Source organism: Bacillus nitroreducens, assembly GCF_964021195.1.
The window spans coordinates 1,025,018-1,048,800 of record NZ_CAXHYI020000003.1 but is presented as its reverse complement, the minus strand read 5'-3'; the positions used below and the strand labels follow the sequence as shown (position 1 = coordinate 1,048,800).

Sequence of the window (23,783 nt, the reverse complement as noted above, 5' to 3'; positions counted from 1 at the left end):
GCCACGACAAGCGCTGGAACTTCTGAGGGAAAAGTCATAGACTTTGACAGAAGAAGTGAAGCGACCTCGAGAGGCTAGGAGCCGAAGCAAGACATTAATGAATGTGCGTACGTTATCTAGTTTTGAAGGAATGAATCCTTCTTATAGTTTAGTGACGATAGCGAAGAGGTCACACCCGTTCCCATACCGAACACGGAAGTTAAGCTCTTCAGCGCCGATGGTAGTTGGAGCATTGCCCCTGTTAGAGTAGGACGTCGCTAAGCACCTAAAAGATCAGCCGTTATGGTTGGTCTTTTTTTGTGCTTAAATCAAGGGATCGGGGTTAGTTGTGGATCTTTGGAGAAGCGTATTGCGAGCGTTTAATATATAGATAAGTAAAACGATCAACGGCATGCCGCACCTGTCTGATTGGTATATAACGAAGACGCAAAACAAAAAACGGCATGCCGCAAACTTTCCAACGGTCTACTCCCAAATCTACATACAATACCACTAACTAATTGGCAAAATGAAAATAATTATACCTAGTGCTCATCCCTATGATACTGGTCAGGAGCAAGTATTTTCCTTTACATTCCGAATTCGCCTTCTAACCCGTCAATTTTCTCCTTCAGGAACAGATAAAGCAGAAAGGGTACCTTTTCCGCTGAAATCGCAAGAAACTGTCTGATAAATGGATAATCATTACTTGAGTAGGAATGAAGTAACTCACTCCACCATTCCGTCTCATATCTGGATATCATACTTAAATTATATAGAAGTAAGTAGTGAGTCATGACTTCAGGAAAGAATGTTATTAGTTCCCTTTCCTTTGGTAAATAATAGGTATCCTCATATAAATGATATAAAAGTGGCGAACTCCATAGTGGCAAAAGAAATTTCGACGTATTCACTTTTACAGTGATGGAATCACTTCCTTTTTCCTCTACTTCACTTTTGGTAGATGAAGTAGGGAATGGTAAGACCTTTTCTATAAAATCCAAAAATCTCCGAGAAGTCATGTGGAAATGATCTAGTGATTCACTTGGAATTAAAAGCACATTATCATTTGTAACGGGTGTTTTAATGTATATCCTTTGTTGAAAATGTAACACAAATAAATTATGTAATTCTGGAATCCTTTTAAATAGCTGTTCCATTGTGTATTTTTCGCCTTCAATTTGTTTCACATGAAACATCCGCTCAGAAAAGTGGGAAAATAAACCGTTTTTCTGCACCCTCACTTCATCTTGAAAAAATTCATAGCTTTGCTTTTTTCGTTTTCTAGTTGATACGCCATGAGCTAGTACTGAGGTTGATTCTGGATATTGTGGGTCAACAGTAAGTAAACAAGCCTTTAACAATTGAACCATTCCATAAAATAGAAGGACTGGCTTAATTGATAAAGGGGCATTTTCTGATAGTTGATAATAATTTTGGCCGTGCTCCAAATAATAAATAAAGGGATAGCTGTTTTCGTAACTCTTTTTATCTGCATCAGTAAACCCAGCTTTTTCATAGCATTTTTGAAGCAAGTGTTGAGTGGTATTTGCTGCGTGAAGCGCATTAAATGATTGCCAAATAAAACGATAATCAAACAATTTAGAGACCTCCAATAAAAAAGCAAACAGATATAATTGGTGTTAAAGTAGATAATAAAAAACTCTGAATTATTAAACATATCAGTGTCTTCTTGACAGTAGTTTGCCCAGTTGATAATCTACTAATAATATTTTGCAATCGAAGGGGGATTTATTACATGTGGGAAACTAAGTTTGCCAAAGAAGGATTAACGTTTGATGATGTTTTGCTTTTACCAGCTAAATCTGAGGTATTACCAAAGGATGTAAATCTTGGGGTAGCATTAACTGAAACGCTCAAGTTAAATATTCCAATTGTTAGTGCGGGTATGGACACTGTTACAGAGCATGAAATGGCAATTGCAATGGCACGCCAAGGTGGATTAGGTATTATTCATAAAAATATGTCTATTGAACAACAAGCCGAACAGGTTGATAAAGTTAAGCGTTCAGAAAGTGGCGTTATTACGGATCCATTTTTCCTTACTCCAAGTCATCAAGTATTTGATGCTGAGCATTTAATGGGAAAATATCGTATTTCAGGTGTCCCAATTGTAAATAATCCACAAGAGCAAATCTTAGTTGGTATCCTAACCAATCGTGACCTTCGTTTTATTCAGGATTATTCGATTCAAATTTCTGATGTTATGACAAAAGAAAATCTAGTGACTGCCCCTGTTGGTACAACATTAGAACAAGCGGAAAAAATCTTACAGAAATATAAAATTGAAAAGCTTCCACTTGTTGATGAGAATGGAGTACTAAAGGGATTAATTACAATTAAAGATATTGAAAAGGTTATTGAGTTTCCGAATTCTGCTAAAGATGCACAAGGACGATTATTGGTAGGAGCAGCAGTTGGGGTATCAAAAGATACAATGCCACGTGTTGCAAAGCTAGTAGAAGCTGGAGTGGATGCAATTGTAGTAGATACAGCACATGGGCACTCAGCAGGTGTTCTTGAAACAGTAAAAGAAATTCGAAATCAATATCCAAACTTAAATATTATCGCGGGTAACGTTGCGACTGCAGAAGCTACTCGAGCTCTAATCGAGGCTGGTGCTAATGTCGTAAAAGTAGGAATTGGACCTGGTTCTATTTGTACAACACGTGTTGTTGCGGGCGTGGGTGTTCCTCAAATTACAGCGATTTATGATTGTGCAACAGAAGCTAGAAAACATGGTGTATCCATTATTGCAGACGGTGGTATTAAATATTCTGGTGATATCGTAAAAGCGTTAGCTGCTGGAGGACATGTAGTTATGCTAGGAAGCTTACTAGCAGGTGTGTCTGAAAGTCCAGGTGAAACAGAAATTTTCCAAGGTCGTCGTTTTAAGGTATATCGAGGTATGGGTTCTGTAGCAGCAATGGAAAAAGGAAGCAAAGACCGCTATTTCCAAGAAGATGCGAAAAAGTTTGTTCCTGAAGGTATTGAAGGCCGCCTTCCATATAAAGGTCCATTAACAGATACAATTTATCAATTACTAGGTGGTATTCGTTCTGGTATGGGATATTGTGGAACGAAAAATCTAGAGGAATTAAGGGAAAACGCACAATTTATTAAAATGACAGGTGCAGGATTACGTGAAAGCCATCCACATGATGTTCAGATCACGAAGGAAGCACCGAATTACTCAACACTCTAAACAAAATATAACAAATAGTAATCCATTGGTAGGATTTTTAAATAGTGGTAGATAGAGACAGGTGCTCTATCTATTTTTTTTGAGGCTGATATGTTAAAATGTTTTTTGTGCTAAATATGAAGTGGAGGTTTAAAATGTGAAAAAAAATACACAAAAGAGATTGATTATAAGTTTTATAGCAGTCCTTTTGCTATCGCTCTTTGTGGGGCAAGTCACTCCTGCAAATGCGGCACCTGCTATTAATATAAATGCAAAAAATGCTATTTTGATTGATGCTGAAACAGGTAAGATTTTATATGAAAATAATGCAGATGTTCCAGCCCCTATTGCAAGTATGACTAAAATGATGACAGAATACCTAGTGTTAGAGGCAATTGATGAAGGGACCATTACCTGGGAAACTGAAACACAAATTGATGAATTCTTACACTCTCTTTCTGCTAATTCAAACTCATCTGGTGTGGGTCTTCGATTGAACCATAATTATACAGTTAAAGAATTATATTATGCGATGGCTATTTACTCTGATAATGCAACGACCATGGCACTTGCACGTTTAATTGGTGGAACAGAAGACGGATTTGTGAAGATGATGAATGAAAAAGCTGCTGAACTAGGTATACAAGATGCTCATTTTGTAAATAGTTCGGGTCTACCAAATAGTATGTTAGGTGAGTACCGTATTAATGGATCAAGTGCAGATGAAGAAAACCTACTATCTGCAAAATCAGTAGCTTTATTAGCTTATTCTTTAATTCGAGACTACCCAGAGGTATTAGAAGTTTCTAGTATTCCACAATTTGAATTTTATGGTGAAAAACTAAACAACTGGAATTGGATGTTAAAACATGATCCAAATGAGTCTCCTTATTTTTCTAACTTCTATTACGAAGGACTAGATGGGTTAAAGACAGGTACAACACCACTGGCTGGGTATAATTTTACTGGAACTGCAGAACGAAATGGGATGCGTTTAATTTCAGTTGTAATGGGTGCCAAAAGTGAACCTGAACGATTTAATGAAACTCGTAAACTATTAGATTATGGTTTTAATAACTTTGAACAAATTGAAGTCTTCCCAGAAGGCTATCAATTAAAGGGCAATAAAGAATTAAAGGTTGTTAAAGGTAAAGAGAAAAAGGTGGAAATCTCCACAAAATCGCCTGTAAGACTATTAGTGAAAAAAGGTGAAGATAAATCCGCTTATAAAGGCAAATATAACTTTGATAAGAAAGTTGTATCAAAAGATAAAGAAATAACAGCACCATTTGAAGAAGGAACAAAGGTTGGACATATGGCTATTTCTTATAATGGTGATGGTGATGATTTGGGATATATTACGCCAAATAGTGAAGATAAGTTACAGGTAACACTCGTGACAGACTCTAGTGTTGAAAAGACAAATTGGTTCGTGCTCATGATGAGGGGAATCGGTGGGTTCTTTGGTGACATTTGGTCAAGTGCTGCGAATACAGTTAAAGGTTGGTTCTAATAAAGATCATTCAATCTCCTTCTATTTATAGAGGGAGATTTTTCTATGTTTTAATTGCCTATAAATTTGGTATAATTAGTAGGAAATAAAAGTATATGTTCGAATATTCGCAGATTTATTTTTTACTAGGCATTTACTATCTATTAAAATATGGTATGATAATGCCTATAAATCGCTAACTAACATGTAGGGGGAATCGTGATGGCAAATACAGGTACAGATCGAGTAAAACGAGGAATGGCTGAAATGCAAAAGGGCGGCGTTATTATGGACGTTGTGAATGCAGAGCAAGCTAAAATAGCAGAGGAAGCTGGAGCTGTAGCGGTAATGGCATTAGAACGTGTACCAGCTGATATAAGAGCAGCAGGTGGAGTTGCTAGAATGGCTGATCCAACAATCGTTGAAGAAGTAATGAATGCTGTTACTATTCCAGTTATGGCAAAGGCTCGTATTGGACACATTGTAGAAGCTAGAGTACTAGAAGCTCTAGGTGTTGATTATATTGATGAGAGTGAAGTATTAACTCCTGCAGATGAGGAGTTCCATTTAAATAAACGTGATTTTACGGTTCCATTCGTATGTGGATGTCGTGATTTAGGAGAAGCGACACGCCGAATTGCAGAAGGTGCATCTATGCTTCGTACAAAGGGTGAGCCTGGAACAGGGAACATTGTAGAAGCAGTACGACATATGAGAAAAGTAAATGCTCAAGTTCGCCAAGTTGTTGGAATGAGTGAAGATGAACTTATGACAGAAGCAAAAAATCTAGGAGCACCGTATGAACTACTCCTTCAAATTAAACAAGAAGGTCGTCTACCAGTTGTAAACTTTGCTGCTGGTGGTGTAGCAACACCTGCAGATGCGGCATTAATGATGCAGCTTGGTGCAGATGGTGTCTTTGTTGGTTCTGGTATTTTCAAATCAGACAATCCTGCAAAATTTGCTCGTGCAATTGTAGAAGCAACTACACATTATCAAGATTATGAATTAATTGCCAACCTTTCTAAAGGTTTAGGTAATGCTATGAAAGGTGTCGAAATTTCATCATTATTACCAGACCAACGCATGCAAGAACGAGGCTGGTAAGTTAGAGGATGGTCATATATGGTTAAAATCGGAGTATTAGGTCTTCAAGGGGCAGTAAGAGAACATGTTCGCTCAATAGAAGCCTCTGGAGCAGAAGCAGTCATCGTAAAAACAGTAGAACAGCTAGAAGAAATTGACGGGTTGATTATCCCTGGTGGGGAAAGTACAACAATGCGCCGATTAATTGATAAATATCATTTTATGGAGCCTCTTCGTTCCTTTGCTAAAAAGGGAAAGCCAATGTTCGGTACATGCGCAGGGTTAATTCTACTTGCAAAACAACTGGTTGACCACAAGGAACCGCATCTTGGCCTTATGGATGTAGTAGTTGCGCGTAATTCCTTCGGTCGTCAACGTGAAAGCTTTGAAGCAGAACTTACGATTCCTGGAATTGCTGAAGACTTTGTCGGTGTTTTTATTAGAGCACCACATATTGTAGAAGCTGGAGAAAACGTTGAAATCCTTGCAAAGCATGATGGGAGAATTGTAGCTGCACGAGAAGGTCAATTTTTAGGTTGTTCTTTCCATCCAGAACTAACTGATGATCATCGTATTACAGGCTATTTTGTAAAGATGGTTGAAGAGTCAAAAACAAAAAAACTTGTATAAACGAATGAAACATGGTAAAACTTTATATAAAGTGAACTTCTAATACTGGTATTTCATCATCCCCACTAATGGATAGTGGAACCAATTGTACCTTTACAGGTGATTTTTATTTCTTACCTGGGGGTTTATCGCACATTAAAGGGTAATTATAATGTTAAATCTATGAGAGGAAGTAGTAGCTTGTCTTTTTTCTTAAGAGAGTCGGTGGTTGGTGTGAACCGATGGAAAGGGCTAGTGAATCCATCCTTGAGTGAAGTGCTGAACGGTTTCTAGTAGGTATTTCCGGTAAATCCGTTATCTTTTTCAAGAGGAGGATACGTGTATCCTCAACTAGGGTGGTAACGCGGGTTAACTCTCGTCCCTTTTATTAGGGACGGGAGTTTTTTATGTTTTTGCAGAGTTCATGCTTATGTATCTGTTAATGCTACTAATTACATAAATAATAGGAGGTTTTGGTAATGTTAGATATCAAGTTTTTACGAAGCCATTTCGATGAGGTGAAGGAAAAACTTCAGCACCGTGGTGAGGATTTAACAGACCTAGGACGTTTTGAGGAGCTGGACAAAACACGTCGTGAGCTTATTGTTCAGACAGAAGAATTAAAAAGCAGACGAAATGAAGTATCAGGACAAATTGCAGTCTTAAAAAGAGAGAAAAAAGATGCGGATGCTCTAATAACAGAAATGCGTGAAGTGGGAGATAAAATCAAAGAGTTAGATACTCAATTACGGAATGTAGAAGAAGAATTAGAACATCTTCTGTTGTCTATTCCAAATATTCCTCATGAAAGTGTCCCAGTTGGTGAATCAGAAGATGACAACGTTGAAATTCGTAAATGGGGTGAGCTCCCACAATTTGATTTTGAACCAAAGCCACACTGGGAAATAGCTGATCAACTTGAAATCCTTGATTTTGAACGAGCTGGGAAGGTTACTGGGAGTCGCTTTGTATTTTATAAAGGACTTGGGGCAAGACTGGAAAGAGCATTATTTAACTTCATGTTAGACCTTCATGTGGAGGAACATGGGTATGAAGAAGTGATTCCACCATACCTTGTCAATCGAGCAAGTATGACGGGAACGGGGCAACTTCCAAAGTTTGAAGAGGATGCCTTCCTCATTGAGAGTGAAGACTACTTTTTAATTCCAACATCTGAGGTTCCAATTACGAATCTTCATCGTGATGAAATTGTTAGTGGTGAGGATCTACCAATTAAATACGCAGCATTTAGTGCGTGTTTCCGTTCAGAAGCGGGTTCAGCAGGAAGAGATACAAGGGGCTTGATTCGTCAGCACCAATTTAATAAGGTTGAATTAGTGAAATTTGTAAAGCCAGAGGATTCTTATAAAGCACTAGAGAGCCTAACTGCAAATGCAGAAAAAGTGCTTCAGTTACTAGGTCTTCCATACCGTGTCTTAAATATGTGTAGTGCAGATTTGGGCTTTACTGCCGCAAAAAAATATGACATCGAAGTTTGGATACCAAGCTATGGAACTTATCGCGAGATATCTTCTTGTAGTAATTTTGAAGCATTCCAGGCAAGACGTGCTAATATTCGATTCCGTCGTGATCGCGACTCTAAGCCTGAACATGTTCATACATTAAATGGTTCTGGACTTGCGGTTGGCCGAACGGTTGCTGCGATTTTAGAAAATTACCAGCAAGCAGACGGTACGGTGATCATTCCTGAAGTATTGCGTCCTTATATGCGAGGGAAGGAAGTAATCGGTCCGAAATCTTAAGAAAAGTAGGGCTAGGATTATTCAATAATTCTAGCCCGCAAAAAAATAATAAATAATGTTGACATACCATTTTATAATGTGGTATATTAATTCTTGTCGATACGGAGGAATACCCAAGTCCGGCTGAAGGGATCGGTCTTGAAAACCGACAGGGGTGTTAAAGCCCGCGGGGGTTCGAATCCCTCTTCCTCCGCCATAAATGACAAATAATACTAGCGCATAAAGTATTGGAGATGGACTCGTTACTATTATAGTAACGAGTTTTTTGTTTACGAAAATTTGACGTAAACAAAGAACCCCTTTTGAGAAAGCTATTCAAAAGGGGTCTTTTTTATTTTTTTAAAAGCTCTGCTTGTCTAATAAAGGTTGAAATTTTTTCTATAACTGGTTCGATAGAATTTTCGTCATGAAGAATATCATAATCGTTGATATTTAATCGTAAAACAGGACAGGCATTAAAGTTATTGATCCATTTTTCGTAACGAGCGTGCATTTCTTCCCAATAGGAAATAGGTGTTTGCTGCTCCATCAGTCTTCCACGTTCCTGAATTCGATTAATAATATCATCAAGGCTGCCTTCAAGATATATTAGTAAATTTGGATGGGGAAAATATGGTGTCATAACCATTGCATCAAAAAGATTGGTATATGTCTCATAGTCATCAGGTGCCATTGTTCCTTTTTCATAATGCATTCTTGCAAAAATGCCTGTATCTTCATATATTGAACGATCTTGAATAAATCCACCGCCATATTCAAAGATTTTCTTTTGTTCTTTAAATCGCTCTGCAAGGAAATAGATTTGAAGGTGAAAGCTCCATCTTTCGAAATCAGCATAAAACCGATCTAAATATGGATTGCTATCTACCTTTTCAAAGGAGGTTCTAAATCCAAGTGCATTTGCAAGAGCCTTTGTCATCGTTGACTTCCCTACTCCAACTGTACCAGCAATCGTGATTACCGCATTACTAGGGATATCATATTTTTTACGCAAATTCATTGTGTTTAGCTCCTTTTTCGAGAATAGTGTCTTCTATTTTTAATAGAATATGGTCTAGGTCCTTTTTGTTTTGTACAAAATTTAGTTTGTCTCCATTAAACCGTAGGACAGGAATATCTGGGTTAGCTTGTTCAAATTTGTCCATTGCTTGTTCATAATCACGGCTTAGTTGGCCAAGATATGCAGGGTCAATCTGTTTTTCAATGTCCCTACCACGCAGTTTAATCCGTTCCAATAAAGTATCAAGACTTGCGTGTAAATAAATCACGACATTTGGTACAGGCATATCTGACGTAAGAATCTCATAAATCTGCAGGTACTTTTGAAATTGCTGATCCTTTAATGTTCGTTCAGCGAAGATTAAGTTTTTGAAAATATGATAATCCGCAACGACTGGTTTGTCCTTTTGGAGATAAAGTTGATTAATATCTTCAAGTTGTTTATATCGATTGCAGAGGAAAAACATCTCAGTTTGGAAACTCCATTCTTCAATATTGGTATAGAATTTCCCTAAGAATGGATTTTCATCAACAATCTCTTTTAATAAGGCGAATTCAAAGTGTTCGGATATAGCCTTAGCGAGAGATGTCTTTCCAACTCCGATTGGACCCTCTACAGTAATAAAAGGAATCCTACTCCCCATCTCATGTCCCCCTTTTTACATCCTTAGAAATGCACAGATACGCATTATTTTATCACAGGTAGGTCGAGTATTGTTACTTACTGTCGAAAAAACAAACTGGGAAATATTGAGGCCTACAGGTGGAACACAAAGACGTGCTCCAGCACGTGGCATTTTTTAATCTTTGTACCTTTTATTACTTAGATAGTATCTTAGGATAGCGTGATAGTAACTTTTACTCTTATTGTTTCGAGACAAAAGTAAAAGGAACCCTGTTACGAGTTCCTTTTGAAAGATATTATCTTTTCACAACGTTGAAATTATCTGTTATCAAAAGCCAGTTTTGTGGAAATGGGAGACCTAGTTTCCAATAGCTAATTCCTCTAAGGTTGAGTTCCTTTATTAAATCAAATTTTGCTTGAATACTCCTTGCATCTTCAAACCAGACTTTGTGCTGTTTACCGTCAGCATCGGTATAGTCAAAATGTGGTGCCTGGGCTTTTGTATCATATTGAATTGGAACGTTATTTTGTTTTGCAATTTCAATTGCTCGCTGTGGGCTTACTGCCTTTGCATATTCTCCTCCTGCAACATATGGTAATGTCCAATCGTATCCGTAGAGATTTTGCCCCATCATAATTTTTGACGCAGGCATTTCAGTTAAGGCATATTCCAAGACCTCACGAACAGGACCAATAGGTGATACAGCCATTGGTGGGCCACCGCTATATCCCCATTCGTACGTCATGATAACAACAAAGTCTACGATTTCCCCATGCGCTTTGTAATCATGTGCCTCATACCATGCGCCTTCTTGTTCAGCACTAGTTTTTGGGGCCAATGCAGTTGATAGGAGCCAGCCTTCTTGGCTGAATCGCTGCTTAGCTTTCCGTAAAAAACGATTATAGGCTTCGCGATCTTCAGGGCGTAAAAATTCCATATCAAAATGAATATCTCGAAATCCATATTTTTTAGCTGTTGTGACAATGTTATCTAATAACTTATTCTGTACATTTTCATCGGTTAGAACAATTCGACCTAATTCATTACTAAATTGACCGCCCTCTAAATTAGCGACAACCATCATCAAAGTGACATTATTAGCTTGAGCGATACTAGGGAAATTGTTCATAAGCGGTTCTTTTAAAGTGCCATCACGCTGAATTTGAAAGTTAAAAGGGGCTAAATATGTTAAGTATGGGGCGGCTTGTCGTGTACTTCTTTCAAGAGCGGGACTCACTGAAGTCCCTAAAGGCTCGACATAGGCATTAATTTCCGCATTTCGTGTTGGGCGTCTCGGTATATAAATTCTAAGACCAACCGTCAATGGAGTGTTAGGTGAAATTTGATTGATTTGTGCTAATTGCTGATAATTTAGTCCGAATTTATTTGCGATTGACCAAAGACTATCGCCAGGTTGAACCCAGTAAAACTGACCAACAATTGGAATGACAATGGCCTGACCAATCACTAAGTTATTAGGATCTGGTATTTGATTTGCACGAACAATTTCATCCACTGTTGTTCCATAGGCTTGAGCGATTCCAAAAATGGATTGTCCCTGCCTTACAACATGAATTTGCATGTTTAACCTCCTCAATTTACAATCTAGGTAACACACCTTTATTACCCTATGAGAGAATGAGAAAGATGATGCTTGGTTAAAGTGTAAAATGCCTATAAGGGAGTATTAAATTTTGGAGAATTTCGATGAGTATTATATGAAATTGGCAATAGAAGAAGCAAAAAAAGCGGCAGATATAGATGAGGTACCCATTGGTGCTTTAATTGTTATGAAAAATGAAGTGATTGCATCTGCTCATAATCTTCGTGAAACAGAACAACGCTCAATTGCGCATGCGGAACTACTTGCAATAGATGAAGCATGTAAACGGATAGGGAGTTGGCGATTAGAGGATGCTACTTTGTACGTTACTCTTGAGCCGTGTGCAATGTGTTCGGGTGCTATTGTCTTGTCCCGTGTGAGCCGTGTTGTGTACGGAGCAAGTGATCCTAAGGGAGGCTGTGCAGGAACCCTCATGAATCTTTTACAGGAACAAAGATTCAATCATCAAGCTGAAGTAGTATCAGGTGTCTGTGAAGAAGAGTGTGGACAACTATTAAGTTCCTTTTTTAAAGCAATCCGAGAAAAAAAGAAGCAAGCACGAAAAAGTAAAAATGGTACAACTTGAAAAAACTTACAGCTAGATTTAATTGATTTTTTTTGTATGCTCCTATATACTAAGAATGTGTCACAAAGACACCTAACAATTTGGTATCAATTTTGCCGTGCTAAGCGGGGAGGTAGCGGTGCCCTGTACTCGCAATCCGCTCTAGCGAGGCCGAATCCCTTCACAGAGGGTAGTTATTGTAGGGTCTGCCTCAAGTAAGTGGTGTTGACGTCTGGGTCCTACGCAATGGGAACCCGCGAACCCTGTCAGGTCCGGAAGGAAGCAGCAGTAAGCGGACTCTCCCATGTGCCGTAGGGTTGCCTGGACCGAGCTAACTGCTTGAGTAACGCCTGGGGTAACTATTCGACGGAAGGTGCACGGCAGTTATACTACATAAATCAACTCACTCATTCGGGTGAGTTTTTTTATTTTTTCGTGTGAATGATATAATCGCTTTGTACATAAATAATCACTTCCTGTATAATAAGAAAAGAACGATAAGAAGGAGGGGCAAGACGAATGGCATATCAAGCATTATACCGTGTTTTTCGGCCACAGATGTTTCAGGACGTGGTGGGACAAGAACATATAACCAAAACCTTGCAGAATGCCCTTCTTCAAGAAAAATTTTCCCATGCCTATCTTTTTTCTGGACCAAGGGGAACAGGGAAAACGAGTGCTGCGAAAATTTTCGCAAAAGCAGTCAACTGTGAGCGTTCACCTGTTGCAGAACCATGTAACGAGTGTGCGGCATGCAGAGGAATCACTGACGGTTCCATCTCAGATGTAATTGAAATTGACGCGGCGTCGAACAACGGTGTCGATGAAATCAGAGACATTCGTGATAAGGTGAAATATGCACCGAGTGCTGTAAGGTACAAAGTATATATCATCGATGAAGTACATATGCTCTCCATTGGTGCCTTCAATGCATTGTTAAAAACATTAGAGGAACCACCGAGACATGTCATCTTTATTTTGGCAACAACTGAACCACACAAAATTCCACTAACGATTATCTCTAGATGTCAACGCTTTGATTTCCGACGCATTACTACACAAGCGATTGTAGGGAGAATGAAGACTGTTATAGAAGAACAAAGTGTGACGGTTGATGAACAAGCACTCTATGTTATTGCAAGAGCAGCAGAAGGTGGAATGCGTGATGCATTAAGCTTATTAGACCAAGCAATCTCATTTAGTGATGAAGAGGTGAAGCTTGAAGATGTTCTCGTGATTACAGGGGCTGTGTCCCAATCTTTCTTGACAAATGTGGTCAGGGCTATCCGAGAACGGGATGTTCGAACGGCACTAAAGACACTAGATGAAATGATGGACCATGGGAAAGACCCAATGAGGTTTATAGAAGATTTGATATTCTATTATCGGGATATGCTGTTGTATCAAACAGCTCCTCAATTAGAAGAAGTATTGGATCGAGTTTTAGTCGATGAAGATTTTACAGATCTTGCGAAGACGATTCCAAACCATGAGATATATGAAACAATTGATGTGCTAAATCAAGCTCAGCAAGAAATGAAGTGGACGAACCATCCACGGATTTTTCTAGAGGTGGCACTCGTAAAGTTAACCCAAATGGAGCAACATCAAGTCACTGAATCACTACCTCAGATTGAAGGTTTGATGAGTAAAATAAATATGTTAGAATCTGAGCTTGCTTCCATTAAGGAAAATGGAGTTGCGACTCAATCTCAAGTTGCAAAACCGACAGAAAAACGTCCACAAAAGTCATCAAGAAATGGCTATCGGACACCTGTAGGGAGAATTAATGAAGTTTTAAAGAGTGCAACAAGGCAAAACCTTGATTTATTAAAAGGAAAATGGGGTGATATGCTTGATCAGCTTCGCAACCAAAACAAGGTATCACACGCAGCCCTTTTAATTGAAAGTGAACCAGTTGCTGCTTCTTCTAATGCTTTTGTGTTAAAATTCAAATATGAAATTCATTGTAAAATGGCTTCAGAAAATGCAGAAGTAAAAGATAATCTAGAAAATATCCTTTTCACTCTAACTGGACAAAGGTTTGAGATGATAGGTGTACCCGATGATGAATGGGGTAAAATTAGAGAAGAGTTTATCCGTGGGCAACGAACCGATGATGACGATCAGGGAACTGAGGAAACAGAAGACCCTCTCATTGCAGAAGCAATGAAAATCGTGGGTGCAGAGCTCATAGAAATAAAAGAATAATAAAGTAATTTTCAAGGAGGAATTGAACATGATGCGTGGTGGCGGAATGGGAAATATGCAAAAAATGATGAAACAAATGCAAAAAATGCAAAAGGATATGGCAAAGGCTCAAGAAGAACTTGCTGAAAAAGTAGTAGAAGGTACTGCTGGCGGTGGCATGGTTACTGTTAAAGCAAATGGTCAAAAGGAAATTATCGATGTCATCATTAAAGAAGAAGTGGTAGACCCAGATGATATCGAAATGCTACAAGACCTTGTACTAGCAGCAACTAATGATGCTCTTAAGAAAATTGAAGACCTAACAAATGAAACAATGGGTCAATTTACAAAAGGAATGAACCTACCATTCTAATTGTGGGTTTGAAAGGACTTGGATAGATATGCATTATCCTGAACCAATATCTAAGCTGATTGATAGCTTTATGAAATTGCCAGGTATCGGCCCGAAAACGGCCGTACGTCTGGCTTTTTTTGTATTAAGTATGAAAGAGGATGTTGTTCTTGACTTTGCAAAAGCTCTCGTGAATGCAAAACGTAACCTCACATATTGTTCGAATTGCGGACATATTACGGATAGAGATCCTTGTTATATTTGCGAAGATGAACGCCGCGATAAGACAGTTATTTGCGTGCTTCAAGATCCCAAAGATGTTATTGCAATGGAAAAAATGAAGGAATACAATGGACTATATCATGTATTACATGGAGCCATTTCTCCTATGGATGGAATAGGTCCAGAGGATATTAAAATTCCTGAATTACTAAAAAGACTTCAAGATGATACTGTACAGGAAATTATTTTAGCGACTAATCCGAATATCGAAGGGGAAGCTACAGCCATGTATATTTCTCGTCTGTTGAAACCAACAGGTATTAAAATTACAAGGATTGCACATGGATTACCTGTCGGAGGGGACTTAGAATACGCTGACGAAGTAACACTATCGAAGGCGCTAGAAGGACGTCGAGAACTATAGGAGGTCTTTTATGCTTTTTAAGAAAAAGGGAAAGCTTCGAAAAGAATTTAATGAAAAACTCTTAAGTCAATTAGAGGCTGCGAAGCAGGAATGGATGAGACAGAAAAGCTTAATTGAAAAAAGTGTAGAGCCTTCCGATGATATTATAAAAGATCTAAAAGTAGCTGAAACGAAATATTTCTTCTTATTAAGAGAAGCCAAAAGGCGTAATGTGTTTGTAAAATGAGTTCTACCAAGGGGAGGTCATTTCCTTTGGTAGGATTTTTTTATTGTTTAACAAATTAGAATTCTACCTTATGAATTATTTTAAAAGAGGTTCCGTCAAGAAGGTCAAAGAACACGCCATATGTCGTACCGTCTTGTGCTTCTCTATTTTACACGGGATGAGGAAGGATTCGAGAGCAATATTGTCACACGGAGTAACCGTGCAAAATATTTTCAGGGTTATTGATTTTCGAGGGGCTTACCCTTATTTGGTTCTGTGATGAAACATTTATGATTTAAAATAGGACAAGAGGGTTCTTAAATTTTTTCACTCACATACAATAGTAGTACAAGTTGTGAGAAGGGGTGGAATCTGATTGGAACCAAAGTTAGTTATAGCTTTACTTGGAGGATTAATTGTCCTTGTTCTTCTTATTGGTGCACCTCTTAAGCCAATCCGTATAGTGGGACAAGTGTTCGTCAAAATCCTAATTGGTGCTTTGTTTTTGTTTTTCTTAAATGCATTTGGACAATCATTCGATTTACATGTACCAATTAATCTAGTGACATCTGCAATATCGGGTCTTCTCGGTCTCCCAGGTTTAGCTGCACTCGTAATCATAGATATATTTATACTAGGATAAAAAAACAAATGATCCTCATTTGTTTTTTTATTATGTATGGGGGCTATACAGTAGAAATTGGCACCTAATGATTATTTTACTATAATATATTGACAATCTATTGGATAGGGTGTATATTTATATTTCTCGCAGGGAATAACTTAAATAATAAAAACATTTTTTAAAAAAATGTTGACTTAATTCCGCGAGGATGTTATATTAATAAAGTCGCTTCTGAGCGACGCATCAAAAAAAGTTCTTTGAAAACTGAACACAATACAAGCGTCAACGTTAATTCTAAATAACAAAACTTATTGAGCAATCAATACTCTATTGGAGAGTTTGATCCTGGCTCAGGATGAACGCTGGCGGCGTGCCTAATACATGCAAGTCGAGCGAATCTAAGGGAGCTTGCTCCCGAAGATTAGCGGCGGACGGGTGAGTAACACGTGGGCAACCTACCTGTAAGACTGGGATAACTTCGGGAAACCGGAGCTAATACCGGATAACATATGAGACCACATGGTCTTATATTAAAAGATGGCTTCTCGCTATCACTTACGGATGGGCCCGCGGCGCATTAGCTAGTTGGTGAGGTAACGGCTCACCAAGGCAACGATGCGTAGCCGACCTGAGAGGGTGATCGGCCACACTGGGACTGAGACACGGCCCAGACTCCTACGGGAGGCAGCAGTAGGGAATCTTCCGCAATGGACGAAAGTCTGACGGAGCAACGCCGCGTGAGCGAAGAAGGTCTTCGGATCGTAAAGCTCTGTTGTTAGGGAAGAACAAGTATCGTTCGAATAGGGCGGTACCTTGACGGTACCTAACCAGAAAGCCACGGCTAACTACGTGCCAGCAGCCGCGGTAATACGTAGGTGGCAAGCGTTATCCGGAATTATTGGGCGTAAAGCGCGCGCAGGCGGTCCTTTAAGTCTGATGTGAAAGCCCACGGCTCAACCGTGGAGGGTCATTGGAAACTGGGGGACTTGAGTGCAGAAGAGGAGAGCGGAATTCCACGTGTAGCGGTGAAATGCGTAGAGATGTGGAGGAACACCAGTGGCGAAGGCGGCTCTCTGGTCTGTAACTGACGCTGAGGCGCGAAAGCGTGGGGAGCGAACAGGATTAGATACCCTGGTAGTCCACGCCGTAAACGATGAGTGCTAAGTGTTAGAGGGTTTCCGCCCTTTAGTGCTGAAGTCAACGCATTAAGCACTCCGCCTGGGGAGTACGGTCGCAAGACTGAAACTCAAAGGAATTGACGGGGGCCCGCACAAGCGGTGGAGCATGTGGTTTAATTCGAAGCAACGCGAAGAACCTTACCAGGTCTTGACATCCTCTGACACTCCTAGAGATAGGACGTTCCCTTCGGGGACAGAGTGACAGGTGGTGCATGGTTGTCGTCAGCTCGTGTCGTGAGATGTTGGGTTAAGTCCCGCAACGAGCGCAACCCTTGATCTTAGTTGCCAGCATTCAGTTGGGCACTCTAAGGTGACTGCCGGTGACAAACCGGAGGAAGGTGGGGATGACGTCAAATCATCATGCCCCTTATGACCTGGGCTACACACGTGCTACAATGGATGGTACAAAGGGCAGCGAAACCGCGAGGTTAAGCCAATCCCATAAAACCATTCTCAGTTCGGATTGCAGGCTGCAACTCGCCTGCATGAAGCCGGAATCGCTAGTAATCGCGGATCAGCATGCCGCGGTGAATACGTTCCCGGGCCTTGTACACACCGCCCGTCACACCACGAGAGTTTGTAACACCCGAAGTCGGTGGGGTAACCGTAAGGAGCCAGCCGCCTAAGGTGGGACAGATGATTGGGGTGAAGTCGTAACAAGGTAGCCGTATCGGAAGGTGCGGCTGGATCACCTCCTTTCTAAGGAAAAAGTCGAAAAGCGAAGGTGACTGTTCAGCCTCGACAAGTGCTGGAACTTCTGAAGGAAAAGTCAGCAGACTTTGACAGAAGAAGTGAAGTAACCTCGAGAGGCTAGGAACCGTAGCTAGACAATAGAAGTTCTACGAACTTCATAAAAAGACGTTTTGTATTGTGGTCAGTTTTGAGAGTGCTTTTTCTCTCAAAGGTCGATTTTTGCCTTTCGCAAAAATCAATTGCGCTTGCGTCTGCAAGATTAGTCAATGATGATTAATTCCTTAGCGCAAAGCTGCATGGAGACTATTCACTGATGTAAATCACGATGTGATTGAAGTCAGTAGCTTCGTTCCTTGAAAACTAGATAACGTAACAAAACATTCATTGAAGTAAAGTTCTTTAAACTTATAGGCACATGAGAAGCGAAGAAATTTGAAGCTTATCGAAGCCGAACAGGTTAAGTTATAAAGGGCGCACGGTGGATGCCTTGGCACTAGGAGCCGATGAAGGACGGTACTAACACCGATATGCTTCGGGGAGCTGTAAGTAAGCATTGATCCGAAGATTTCCGAATGGGGAAACCCACTGCTCGTAATGGGGCAGTATCCTTACCTGAATTCATAGGGTAAGCGAAGGTAGACCTGGGGAACTGAAACATCTAAGTACCCAGAGGAAGAGAAAGCAAACGCGATTTCCTGAGTAGCGGCGAGCGAAACGGAAGATAGCCCAAACCAAGAGGCTTGCCTCTTGGGGTTGTAGGACACTCTATACGGAGTTACAAAAGAGCGAAGTAGACGAAGCGACCTGGAAAGGTCCGTCAGAGAAGGTAACAACCCTGTAGTCGAAACTTCGTTCTCTCTTGAGTGGATCCTGAGTACGGCGGGACACGTGAAATCCCGTCGGAAGCTGGGAGGACCATCTCCCAAGGCTAAATACTCCCTAGTGACCGATAGTGAACCAGTACCGTGAGGGAAAGGTGAAAAGCACCCCGGGAGGGGAGTGAAATAGAACCTGAAACCGTGTGCCTACAAGTAGTCAAAGCACATTCATGTGTGATGGCGTGCCTTTTGTAGAATGAACCGGCGAGTTACGATTACGTGCAAGGTTAAGTCGAAGAGACGGAGCCGCAGCGAAAGCGAGTCTGAATAGGGCGAATGAGTACGTGGTCGTAGACCCGAAACCAGGTGATCTACCTATGTCCAGGGTGAAGTTCAGGTAACACTGAATGGAGGCCCGAACCCACGTACGTTGAAAAGTGCGGGGATGAGGTGTGGGTAGCGGAGAAATTCCAATCGAACTTGGAGATAGCTGGTTCTCTCCGAAATAGCTTTAGGGCTAGCCTCGAGTATAGAGTCTTGGAGGTAGAGCACTGATTGGACTAGGGGCCCTCATCGGGTTACCGAATTCAGTCAAACTCCGAATGCCAAAGACTTGATTCTCGGGAGTCAGACTGCGAGTGATAAGATCCGTAGTCAAGAGGGAAACAGCCCAGACCACCAGCTAAGGTCCCAAAGTATACGTTAAGTGGAAAAGGATGTGGAGTTGCTTAGACAACCAGGATGTTGGCTTAGAAGCAGCCACCATTTAAAGAGTGCGTAATAGCTCACTGGTCGAGTGACTCTGCGCCGAAAATGTACCGGGGCTAAACGTATCACCGAAGCTGTGGATTGTTCTTACGAACAATGGTAGGAGAGCGTTCTAAGTGCAGCGAAGTCAGACCGTGAGGACTGGTGGAGCGCTTAGAAGTGAGAATGCCGGTATGAGTAGCGAAAGAGGGGTGAGAATCCCCTCCACCGAATGCCTAAGGTTTCCTGAGGAAGGCTCGTCCGCTCAGGGTTAGTCGGGACCTAAGCCGAGGCTGAAAAGCGTAGGCGATGGACAACAGGTTGATATTCCTGTACCACCTCTTTACCGTTCGAGCGATGGAGGGACGCAGGAGGATAGGGTAAGCGCACTGTTGGATATGTGCGTCCAAGCAGTTAGACTGGTAAGTAGGCAAATCCGCTTACCGTAAGGTTGAGCTGTGATGGCGAGGGAAATAAAGTACCGAAGTTCCTGATTCCACACTGCCAAGAAAAGCTTCTAGCGAGGTAAATGGTGCCCGTACCGCAAACCGACACAGGTAGGCGAGGAGAGAATCCTAAGGTGATCGAGAGAACTCTCGTTAAGGAACTCGGCAAAATGACCCCGTAACTTCGGGAGAAGGGGTGCTTTTTAGGGTGCATAGCCCTGAAAAGCCGCAGTGAATAGGCCCAGGCGACTGTTTAGCAAAAACACAGGTCTCTGCGAAGCCGCAAGGCGAAGTATAGGGGCTGACACCTGCCCGGTGCTGGAAGGTTAAGAGGAGGGGTTAGCGCAAGCGAAGCTCTGAATCGAAGCCCCAGTAAACGGCGGCCGTAACTATAACGGTCCTAAGGTAGCGAAATTCCTTGTCAGGTAAGTTCTGACCCGCACGAAAGGTGTAACGATCTGGGCACTGTCTCAACGAGAGACTCGGTGAAATTATAGTACCTGTGAAGATGCAGGTTACCCGCGACAGGACGGAAAGACCCCGTGGAGCTTTACTGCAACCTGATATTGAATTTTGGTACAGCTTGTACAGGATAGGTAGGAGCCTTGGAAGCCGGAGCGCTAGCTTCGGTGGAGGCGTCGGTGGGATACTACCCTGGCTGTATTGAAATTCTAACCCGAAGGCCTTATCGGCCTTGGAGACAGTGTCAGGTGGGCAGTTTGACTGGGGCGGTCGCCTCCTAAAGAGTAACGGAGGCGCCCAAAGGTTCCCTCAGAATGGTTGGAAATCATTCGTAGAGTGTAAAGGCACAAGGGAGCTTGACTGCGAGACCTACAAGTCGAGCAGGGACGAAAGTCGGGCTTAGTGATCCGGTGGTTCCGCATGGAAGGGCCATCGCTCAACGGATAAAAGCTACCCCGGGGATAACAGGCTTATCTCCCCCAAGAGTCCACATCGACGGGGAGGTTTGGCACCTCGATGTCGGCTCATCGCATCCTGGGGCTGTAGTCGGTCCCAAGGGTTGGGCTGTTCGCCCATTAAAGCGGTACGCGAGCTGGGTTCAGAACGTCGTGAGACAGTTCGGTCCCTATCCGTCGTGGGCGTAGGAAATTTGAGAGGAGCTGTCCTTAGTACGAGAGGACCGGGATGGACACACCGCTGGTGTACCAGTTGTCCTGCCAAGGGCATAGCTGGGTAGCTATGTGTGGAAGGGATAAGTGCTGAAAGCATCTAAGCATGAAGCCCCCCTCAAGATGAGATTTCCCATAGTGTTAAACTAGTAAGATCCCTCGAAGATGACGAGGTTGATAGGTCAGAGGTGGAAGCATGGTGACATGTGCAGCTGACTGATACTAATCGATCGAGGACTTAACCAAAATAGAAATGCGCAGGCGACTGTACAGCCACGACAAGCGCTGGAACTTCTGAGGGAAAAGTCATAGACTTTGACAGAAGAAGTGAAGCGACCTCGAGAGGCTAGGAGCCGAAGCAAGACATTAATGAATGTGCGTACGTTATCTAGTTTTGAAGGAATGAATCCTTCTAATAGTTTAGTGACGATAGCGAAGAGGTCACACCCGTTCCCATACCGAACACGGAAGTTAAGCTCTTCAGCGCCGATGGTAGTTGGGGCATTGCCCCTGTGAGAGTAGGACGTCGCTAAGCACCTAAAAGATCAGCCGTTATGGTTGGTCTTTTTTTGTGTATTTAAAAAATCTTGGATTGGTTCTTAATCTTTACACAAGGATAGATTTAAACGGTAAATCATCAAATCGTAAAACAAGATATGGCATACTGGTAATTGAAGTCACAAAAGGTGCTTTAATCAATATTTCCCACTAACCCTAATCTTCACCCTAAAATAGAAAAAATTTATTACTGAGACATACACAAACTAGCTAGTAAGCTTCATAGAGTACTAAATAAGTTAAATTGTAACTGTTCGTTATTTTTATAATTGTGTATACATTTAAAGGAATCTGGACAAAATATTTGTATGGAGGTGGAGGCAGTGAGTTCACACGCAGATCGAAAACAATATGGGGAAACGTGTATTATATGTGAGCAAGTGAAAAAGAGAGGCATACACCTTTATACAAGGTTCATTTGTTTGGATTGTGAGCAAGATATCATTCGTACGGAAACAAATGATCCAAAGTATCAATTTTATTTAGATCGTCTTAAAAAGGTTTCTACACCCGAGATATTTTCATAGTTTACTACCTTTCAGTAATTGAGCTTGGATTTAAACCCTAGCTGAAAGAAGGGGAAAACCTTTGGCGAAACAAGCGATTTATATAGGATACTTTTGAACAGAAAGTAAAAGATTAAGAGTGCCATTCATTCTATATCATTATCTTTGAGGGGCCAAAAATCAGATCGCAATATACGCCAGGGTGAATGACTAACTTGGTATTGCTTTCGCGTTAGGTGCAATTCTAAGTGGTTGTTACGGACCTAAATAGTATAGGTCCCTTTTTTGTTTTATAATAGAAAAAAGGATATGAGGAAGGTAAAAAAAGATGAACCAACAACAAACACCGCTGTTTGATGCACTAGAGCAGCATGCAAAAAAGAGGCCCCAATCAATGCATGTACCAGGACATAAATATGGACAGGTATTTCCAAGTAAGGGTTATTCCTATTTTCATAAAATATTAGAAATAGATGCAACTGAACTGACAGGACTTGATGATTTGCATCAACCTGAAGGGGTTATTTTAGAAAGTGAAGCATTGTTAGCAGACTTATACGGTGTAAATAAAAGTTATTTTTTAGTCAACGGTTCAACTGTAGGAAATTTAGCAATGATTTTTGCTGCTTGTTCTCATAATGACACTGTACTTGTACAACGGAATTCCCATAAATCCATTTTGAATGGTTTACAGATGGCGGGGGTTAAGCCCATTTTTCTTACCCCTACATATGATAGGGAGGTGCAGGTTGCCTCCTATGTTACATTCAACACAGTACGAGAGGCATTTGAGAAGTTTCACAATATAAAGGCTATTATTCTAACAAGCCCTAATTATTATGGAATGGTAAATCAACTTGAACTCTCTAAAATTATTACATATGCTCATGAGATGGGCACAGCTGTTTTAATTGATGAAGCGCATGGGGCACACTTTATGCTAGAGGGTTTCCCAGCTTCAGCATTAGCGATAGGTGCAGATATTGTAGTCCATTCGGCACATAAGACACTACCAGCTATGACAATGGGGTCTTACTTGCACGTGAATAGTAGCATCATTGATCCTGAAGAGGTGGAGTACTATCTTCGGATTTTGCAGTCTAGCAGCCCATCTTATCCGATTATGGCTTCACTTGATCTTGCACGAAATTATCTTGCAACGATACAGAAAAACGGTACGAATACCATAATTGATAAGTTAATAGGCTTTACTCAAAGAATGAATGAAATTCCCCAAATAAAGATTGTGACGTCCAAAAACAAAGATGTTCAAACCGATTTATTAAAATTAACAGTTCAATCTCAATGTGAATTAAATGGGTATCAATTACAAAGCGTTTTTGAGGAAATAGGAATTTATACAGAAATGGCAGATCCAAACAATGTCCTTTTTGTACTGCCGTTAATAGAAAATTTTGATGCTGATGAAATAATTACAAAGGTTAGTCATGCTTTAAGAAAATATAAGCCGATTAAAGGGCAATTTAAAGATTTAGATTATGGAGCTAATTCTATATCGACTCTTGACCTTTGCTATAATGAAATTAAAAGGTACAATAAAGAGGTTGTTTCTTTTCAAGAAGCAATTGGGAGTATTTCCGCAGAAATGATTATCCCTTATCCTCCTGGAATTCCTATTATGATGGAGGGAGAGCGTGTAACTGAACGACATATTGAAGTTCTGAATACCTATATTCAAACAGGTGCACATTTCCAAGGTGGAGATATGGTGAAAAAACTTATAAAGATTTTACAAACGTAA

17 protein-coding genes, 1 tRNA gene, 4 rRNA genes, 1 other RNA gene and 1 other annotated feature are annotated in these 23,783 nt (G+C 40.8%); of the genes, 19 read left to right on the top strand and 4 right to left on the bottom strand.

The genetic code is table 11. The features are described 5' to 3' along the window. Positions 1-147 precede the first annotated feature (147 nt). A 5S ribosomal RNA gene (rrf, locus tag ACWPVE_RS09055) occupies positions 148-263 on the top strand. Positions 264-569: 306 nt separating this feature from the next. On the opposite strand, the gene ACWPVE_RS09050 is transcribed toward rrf (ACWPVE_RS09055), so the two are convergent. Then, on the bottom strand, positions 570-1,580 hold the full coding sequence (locus ACWPVE_RS09050; protein WP_453992607.1) for a YaaC family protein: 1,011 nt from the start codon (positions 1,578-1,580) through the stop codon (positions 570-572). A gap of 158 nt (positions 1,581-1,738) precedes the next feature. On the opposite strand from ACWPVE_RS09050, the gene guaB reads away from it, so the two are divergent. The 6 genes from guaB (at position 1,739) to ACWPVE_RS09020 (ending at position 8,330) form a co-directional block, all read left to right on the top strand. Then, positions 1,739-3,205 carry an IMP dehydrogenase gene (gene guaB, locus ACWPVE_RS09045; protein WP_453992605.1) on the top strand — a complete coding sequence of 489 codons (1,467 nt, stop codon included), beginning with the start codon at positions 1,739-1,741 and terminating at the stop codon, positions 3,203-3,205. A gap of 136 nt (positions 3,206-3,341) precedes the next feature. Beyond that, on the top strand, positions 3,342-4,697 hold the full coding sequence (locus tag ACWPVE_RS09040) for a D-alanyl-D-alanine carboxypeptidase family protein (protein ID WP_453992603.1): 1,356 nt from the start codon (positions 3,342-3,344) through the stop codon (positions 4,695-4,697). 201 nt (positions 4,698-4,898) lie between these two features. Continuing rightward, complete coding sequence (gene pdxS / locus ACWPVE_RS09035; RefSeq protein ID WP_453992601.1) at positions 4,899-5,783, top strand: pyridoxal 5'-phosphate synthase lyase subunit PdxS; 885 nt, start codon at positions 4,899-4,901, stop codon at positions 5,781-5,783. Between the two features lie 18 nt (positions 5,784-5,801). After that, positions 5,802-6,392, top strand: a complete 591-nt coding sequence (gene pdxT / locus ACWPVE_RS09030) for a pyridoxal 5'-phosphate synthase glutaminase subunit PdxT (RefSeq protein WP_453992599.1) — start codon at positions 5,802-5,804, stop codon at positions 6,390-6,392. A gap of 153 nt (positions 6,393-6,545) precedes the next feature. After that, positions 6,546-6,758, top strand: a binding site (T-box leader). Positions 6,759-6,850: 92 nt separating this feature from the next. Beyond that, positions 6,851-8,134 carry a serine--tRNA ligase gene (serS, locus tag ACWPVE_RS09025; protein ID WP_453992597.1) on the top strand — a complete coding sequence of 428 codons (1,284 nt, stop codon included), beginning with the start codon at positions 6,851-6,853 and terminating at the stop codon, positions 8,132-8,134. 103 nt (positions 8,135-8,237) lie between these two features. Beyond that, positions 8,238-8,330: transfer RNA gene (locus ACWPVE_RS09020), tRNA-Ser, on the top strand. Positions 8,331-8,465: 135 nt separating this feature from the next. Here the strand turns inward: ACWPVE_RS09020 and ACWPVE_RS09015 are convergent. The 3 genes from ACWPVE_RS09015 to ACWPVE_RS09005 all read right to left on the bottom strand — a co-directional run bounded on the left by ACWPVE_RS09015 (position 8,466) and on the right by ACWPVE_RS09005 (position 11,341). Next, complete coding sequence (locus ACWPVE_RS09015) at positions 8,466-9,134, bottom strand: deoxynucleoside kinase (protein WP_453992595.1); 669 nt, start codon at positions 9,132-9,134, stop codon at positions 8,466-8,468. Continuing rightward, positions 9,121-9,777: a deoxynucleoside kinase gene (locus ACWPVE_RS09010; RefSeq protein ID WP_453992593.1), complete on the bottom strand. Its 657-nt coding sequence runs from the start codon at positions 9,775-9,777 to the stop codon at positions 9,121-9,123. Before ACWPVE_RS09010 ends, ACWPVE_RS09015 begins: the two co-directional genes overlap by 14 nt. 277 nt (positions 9,778-10,054) lie before the next feature. Next, positions 10,055-11,341: a LysM peptidoglycan-binding domain-containing protein gene (locus ACWPVE_RS09005; protein ID WP_453992591.1), complete on the bottom strand. Its 1,287-nt coding sequence runs from the start codon at positions 11,339-11,341 to the stop codon at positions 10,055-10,057. Between the two features lie 109 nt (positions 11,342-11,450). Here ACWPVE_RS09005 and tadA point away from each other — a divergent pair, with 109 nt between their 5' ends. The 12 genes from tadA (at position 11,451) to ACWPVE_RS08945 (ending at position 23,783) form a co-directional block, all read left to right on the top strand. Then, the gene (gene tadA, locus ACWPVE_RS09000; RefSeq protein ID WP_453997432.1) at positions 11,451-11,948 is read left to right on the top strand and encodes a tRNA adenosine(34) deaminase TadA; all 498 of its coding nucleotides are present in this window, start codon (positions 11,451-11,453) and stop codon (positions 11,946-11,948) included. Positions 11,949-12,043: 95 nt separating this feature from the next. Then, positions 12,044-12,308, top strand: an RNA gene (ffs, locus tag ACWPVE_RS08995) — signal recognition particle sRNA large type. A 138-nt stretch (positions 12,309-12,446) separates the two neighbouring features. After that, a complete protein-coding gene (dnaX, locus tag ACWPVE_RS08990) occupies positions 12,447-14,138 on the top strand; it encodes a DNA polymerase III subunit gamma/tau (RefSeq protein WP_453992589.1) in 1,692 nt (563 codons plus the stop codon). Between the two features lie 31 nt (positions 14,139-14,169). Beyond that, on the top strand, positions 14,170-14,490 hold the full coding sequence (locus ACWPVE_RS08985; protein WP_121449690.1) for a YbaB/EbfC family nucleoid-associated protein: 321 nt from the start codon (positions 14,170-14,172) through the stop codon (positions 14,488-14,490). 28 nt (positions 14,491-14,518) lie between these two features. Continuing rightward, positions 14,519-15,115, top strand: a complete 597-nt coding sequence (recR, locus tag ACWPVE_RS08980) for a recombination mediator RecR (RefSeq protein WP_099355777.1) — start codon at positions 14,519-14,521, stop codon at positions 15,113-15,115. Positions 15,116-15,125: 10 nt separating this feature from the next. After that, entirely contained in the window at positions 15,126-15,341 is a 216-nt protein-coding gene (locus tag ACWPVE_RS08975; RefSeq protein ID WP_453992587.1) for a YaaL family protein, read from the top strand. Between the two features lie 355 nt (positions 15,342-15,696). Next, positions 15,697-15,963, top strand: coding sequence for a pro-sigmaK processing inhibitor BofA family protein (locus ACWPVE_RS08970; protein ID WP_453992586.1), 267 nt, complete (start codon positions 15,697-15,699; stop codon positions 15,961-15,963). Positions 15,964-16,272: 309 nt separating this feature from the next. Next, positions 16,273-17,822, top strand: a 16S ribosomal RNA gene (locus tag ACWPVE_RS08965). 449 nt (positions 17,823-18,271) lie between these two features. After that, positions 18,272-21,203 (top strand): 23S ribosomal RNA (locus tag ACWPVE_RS08960). 173 nt (positions 21,204-21,376) lie between these two features. Further along, a 5S ribosomal RNA gene (gene rrf, locus ACWPVE_RS08955) occupies positions 21,377-21,492 on the top strand. The 16S, 23S and 5S rRNA genes sit together here, the layout of an rRNA operon. Positions 21,493-21,823: 331 nt before the next feature. Then, positions 21,824-22,042, top strand: a complete 219-nt coding sequence (locus ACWPVE_RS08950) for a sigma factor G inhibitor Gin (protein WP_453992584.1) — start codon at positions 21,824-21,826, stop codon at positions 22,040-22,042. A 307-nt stretch (positions 22,043-22,349) separates the two neighbouring features. Further along, entirely contained in the window at positions 22,350-23,783 is a 1,434-nt protein-coding gene (locus tag ACWPVE_RS08945; RefSeq protein WP_453992582.1) for an aminotransferase class I/II-fold pyridoxal phosphate-dependent enzyme, read from the top strand.

Excerpts from the sequence above, each read along its gene's own strand:
- ACWPVE_RS09010 (WP_453992593.1), bottom strand. The coding sequence starts at position 9,777 with ATGGGGAGTAGGATTCCTTTTATTACTGTAGAGGGTCCAATCGGAGTT.
- serS (WP_453992597.1), top strand. The coding sequence starts at position 6,851 with ATGTTAGATATCAAGTTTTTACGAAGCCATTTCGATGAGGTGAAGGAA.
- recR (WP_099355777.1), top strand. The coding sequence starts at position 14,519 with ATGCATTATCCTGAACCAATATCTAAGCTGATTGATAGCTTTATGAAA.
- guaB (WP_453992605.1), top strand. The coding sequence starts at position 1,739 with ATGTGGGAAACTAAGTTTGCCAAAGAAGGATTAACGTTTGATGATGTT.
- ACWPVE_RS08975 (WP_453992587.1), top strand. The coding sequence starts at position 15,126 with ATGCTTTTTAAGAAAAAGGGAAAGCTTCGAAAAGAATTTAATGAAAAA.
- ACWPVE_RS08985 (WP_121449690.1), top strand. The coding sequence starts at position 14,170 with ATGCGTGGTGGCGGAATGGGAAATATGCAAAAAATGATGAAACAAATG.
- ACWPVE_RS08945 (WP_453992582.1), top strand. The coding sequence starts at position 22,350 with ATGAACCAACAACAAACACCGCTGTTTGATGCACTAGAGCAGCATGCA.
- dnaX (WP_453992589.1), top strand. The coding sequence starts at position 12,447 with ATGGCATATCAAGCATTATACCGTGTTTTTCGGCCACAGATGTTTCAG.
- ACWPVE_RS08950 (WP_453992584.1), top strand. The coding sequence starts at position 21,824 with ATGGAGGTGGAGGCAGTGAGTTCACACGCAGATCGAAAACAATATGGG.
- ACWPVE_RS09005 (WP_453992591.1), bottom strand. The coding sequence starts at position 11,341 with ATGCAAATTCATGTTGTAAGGCAGGGACAATCCATTTTTGGAATCGCT.
- pdxT (WP_453992599.1), top strand. The coding sequence starts at position 5,802 with ATGGTTAAAATCGGAGTATTAGGTCTTCAAGGGGCAGTAAGAGAACAT.
- pdxS (WP_453992601.1), top strand. The coding sequence starts at position 4,899 with ATGGCAAATACAGGTACAGATCGAGTAAAACGAGGAATGGCTGAAATG.
- ACWPVE_RS09015 (WP_453992595.1), bottom strand. The coding sequence starts at position 9,134 with ATGAATTTGCGTAAAAAATATGATATCCCTAGTAATGCGGTAATCACG.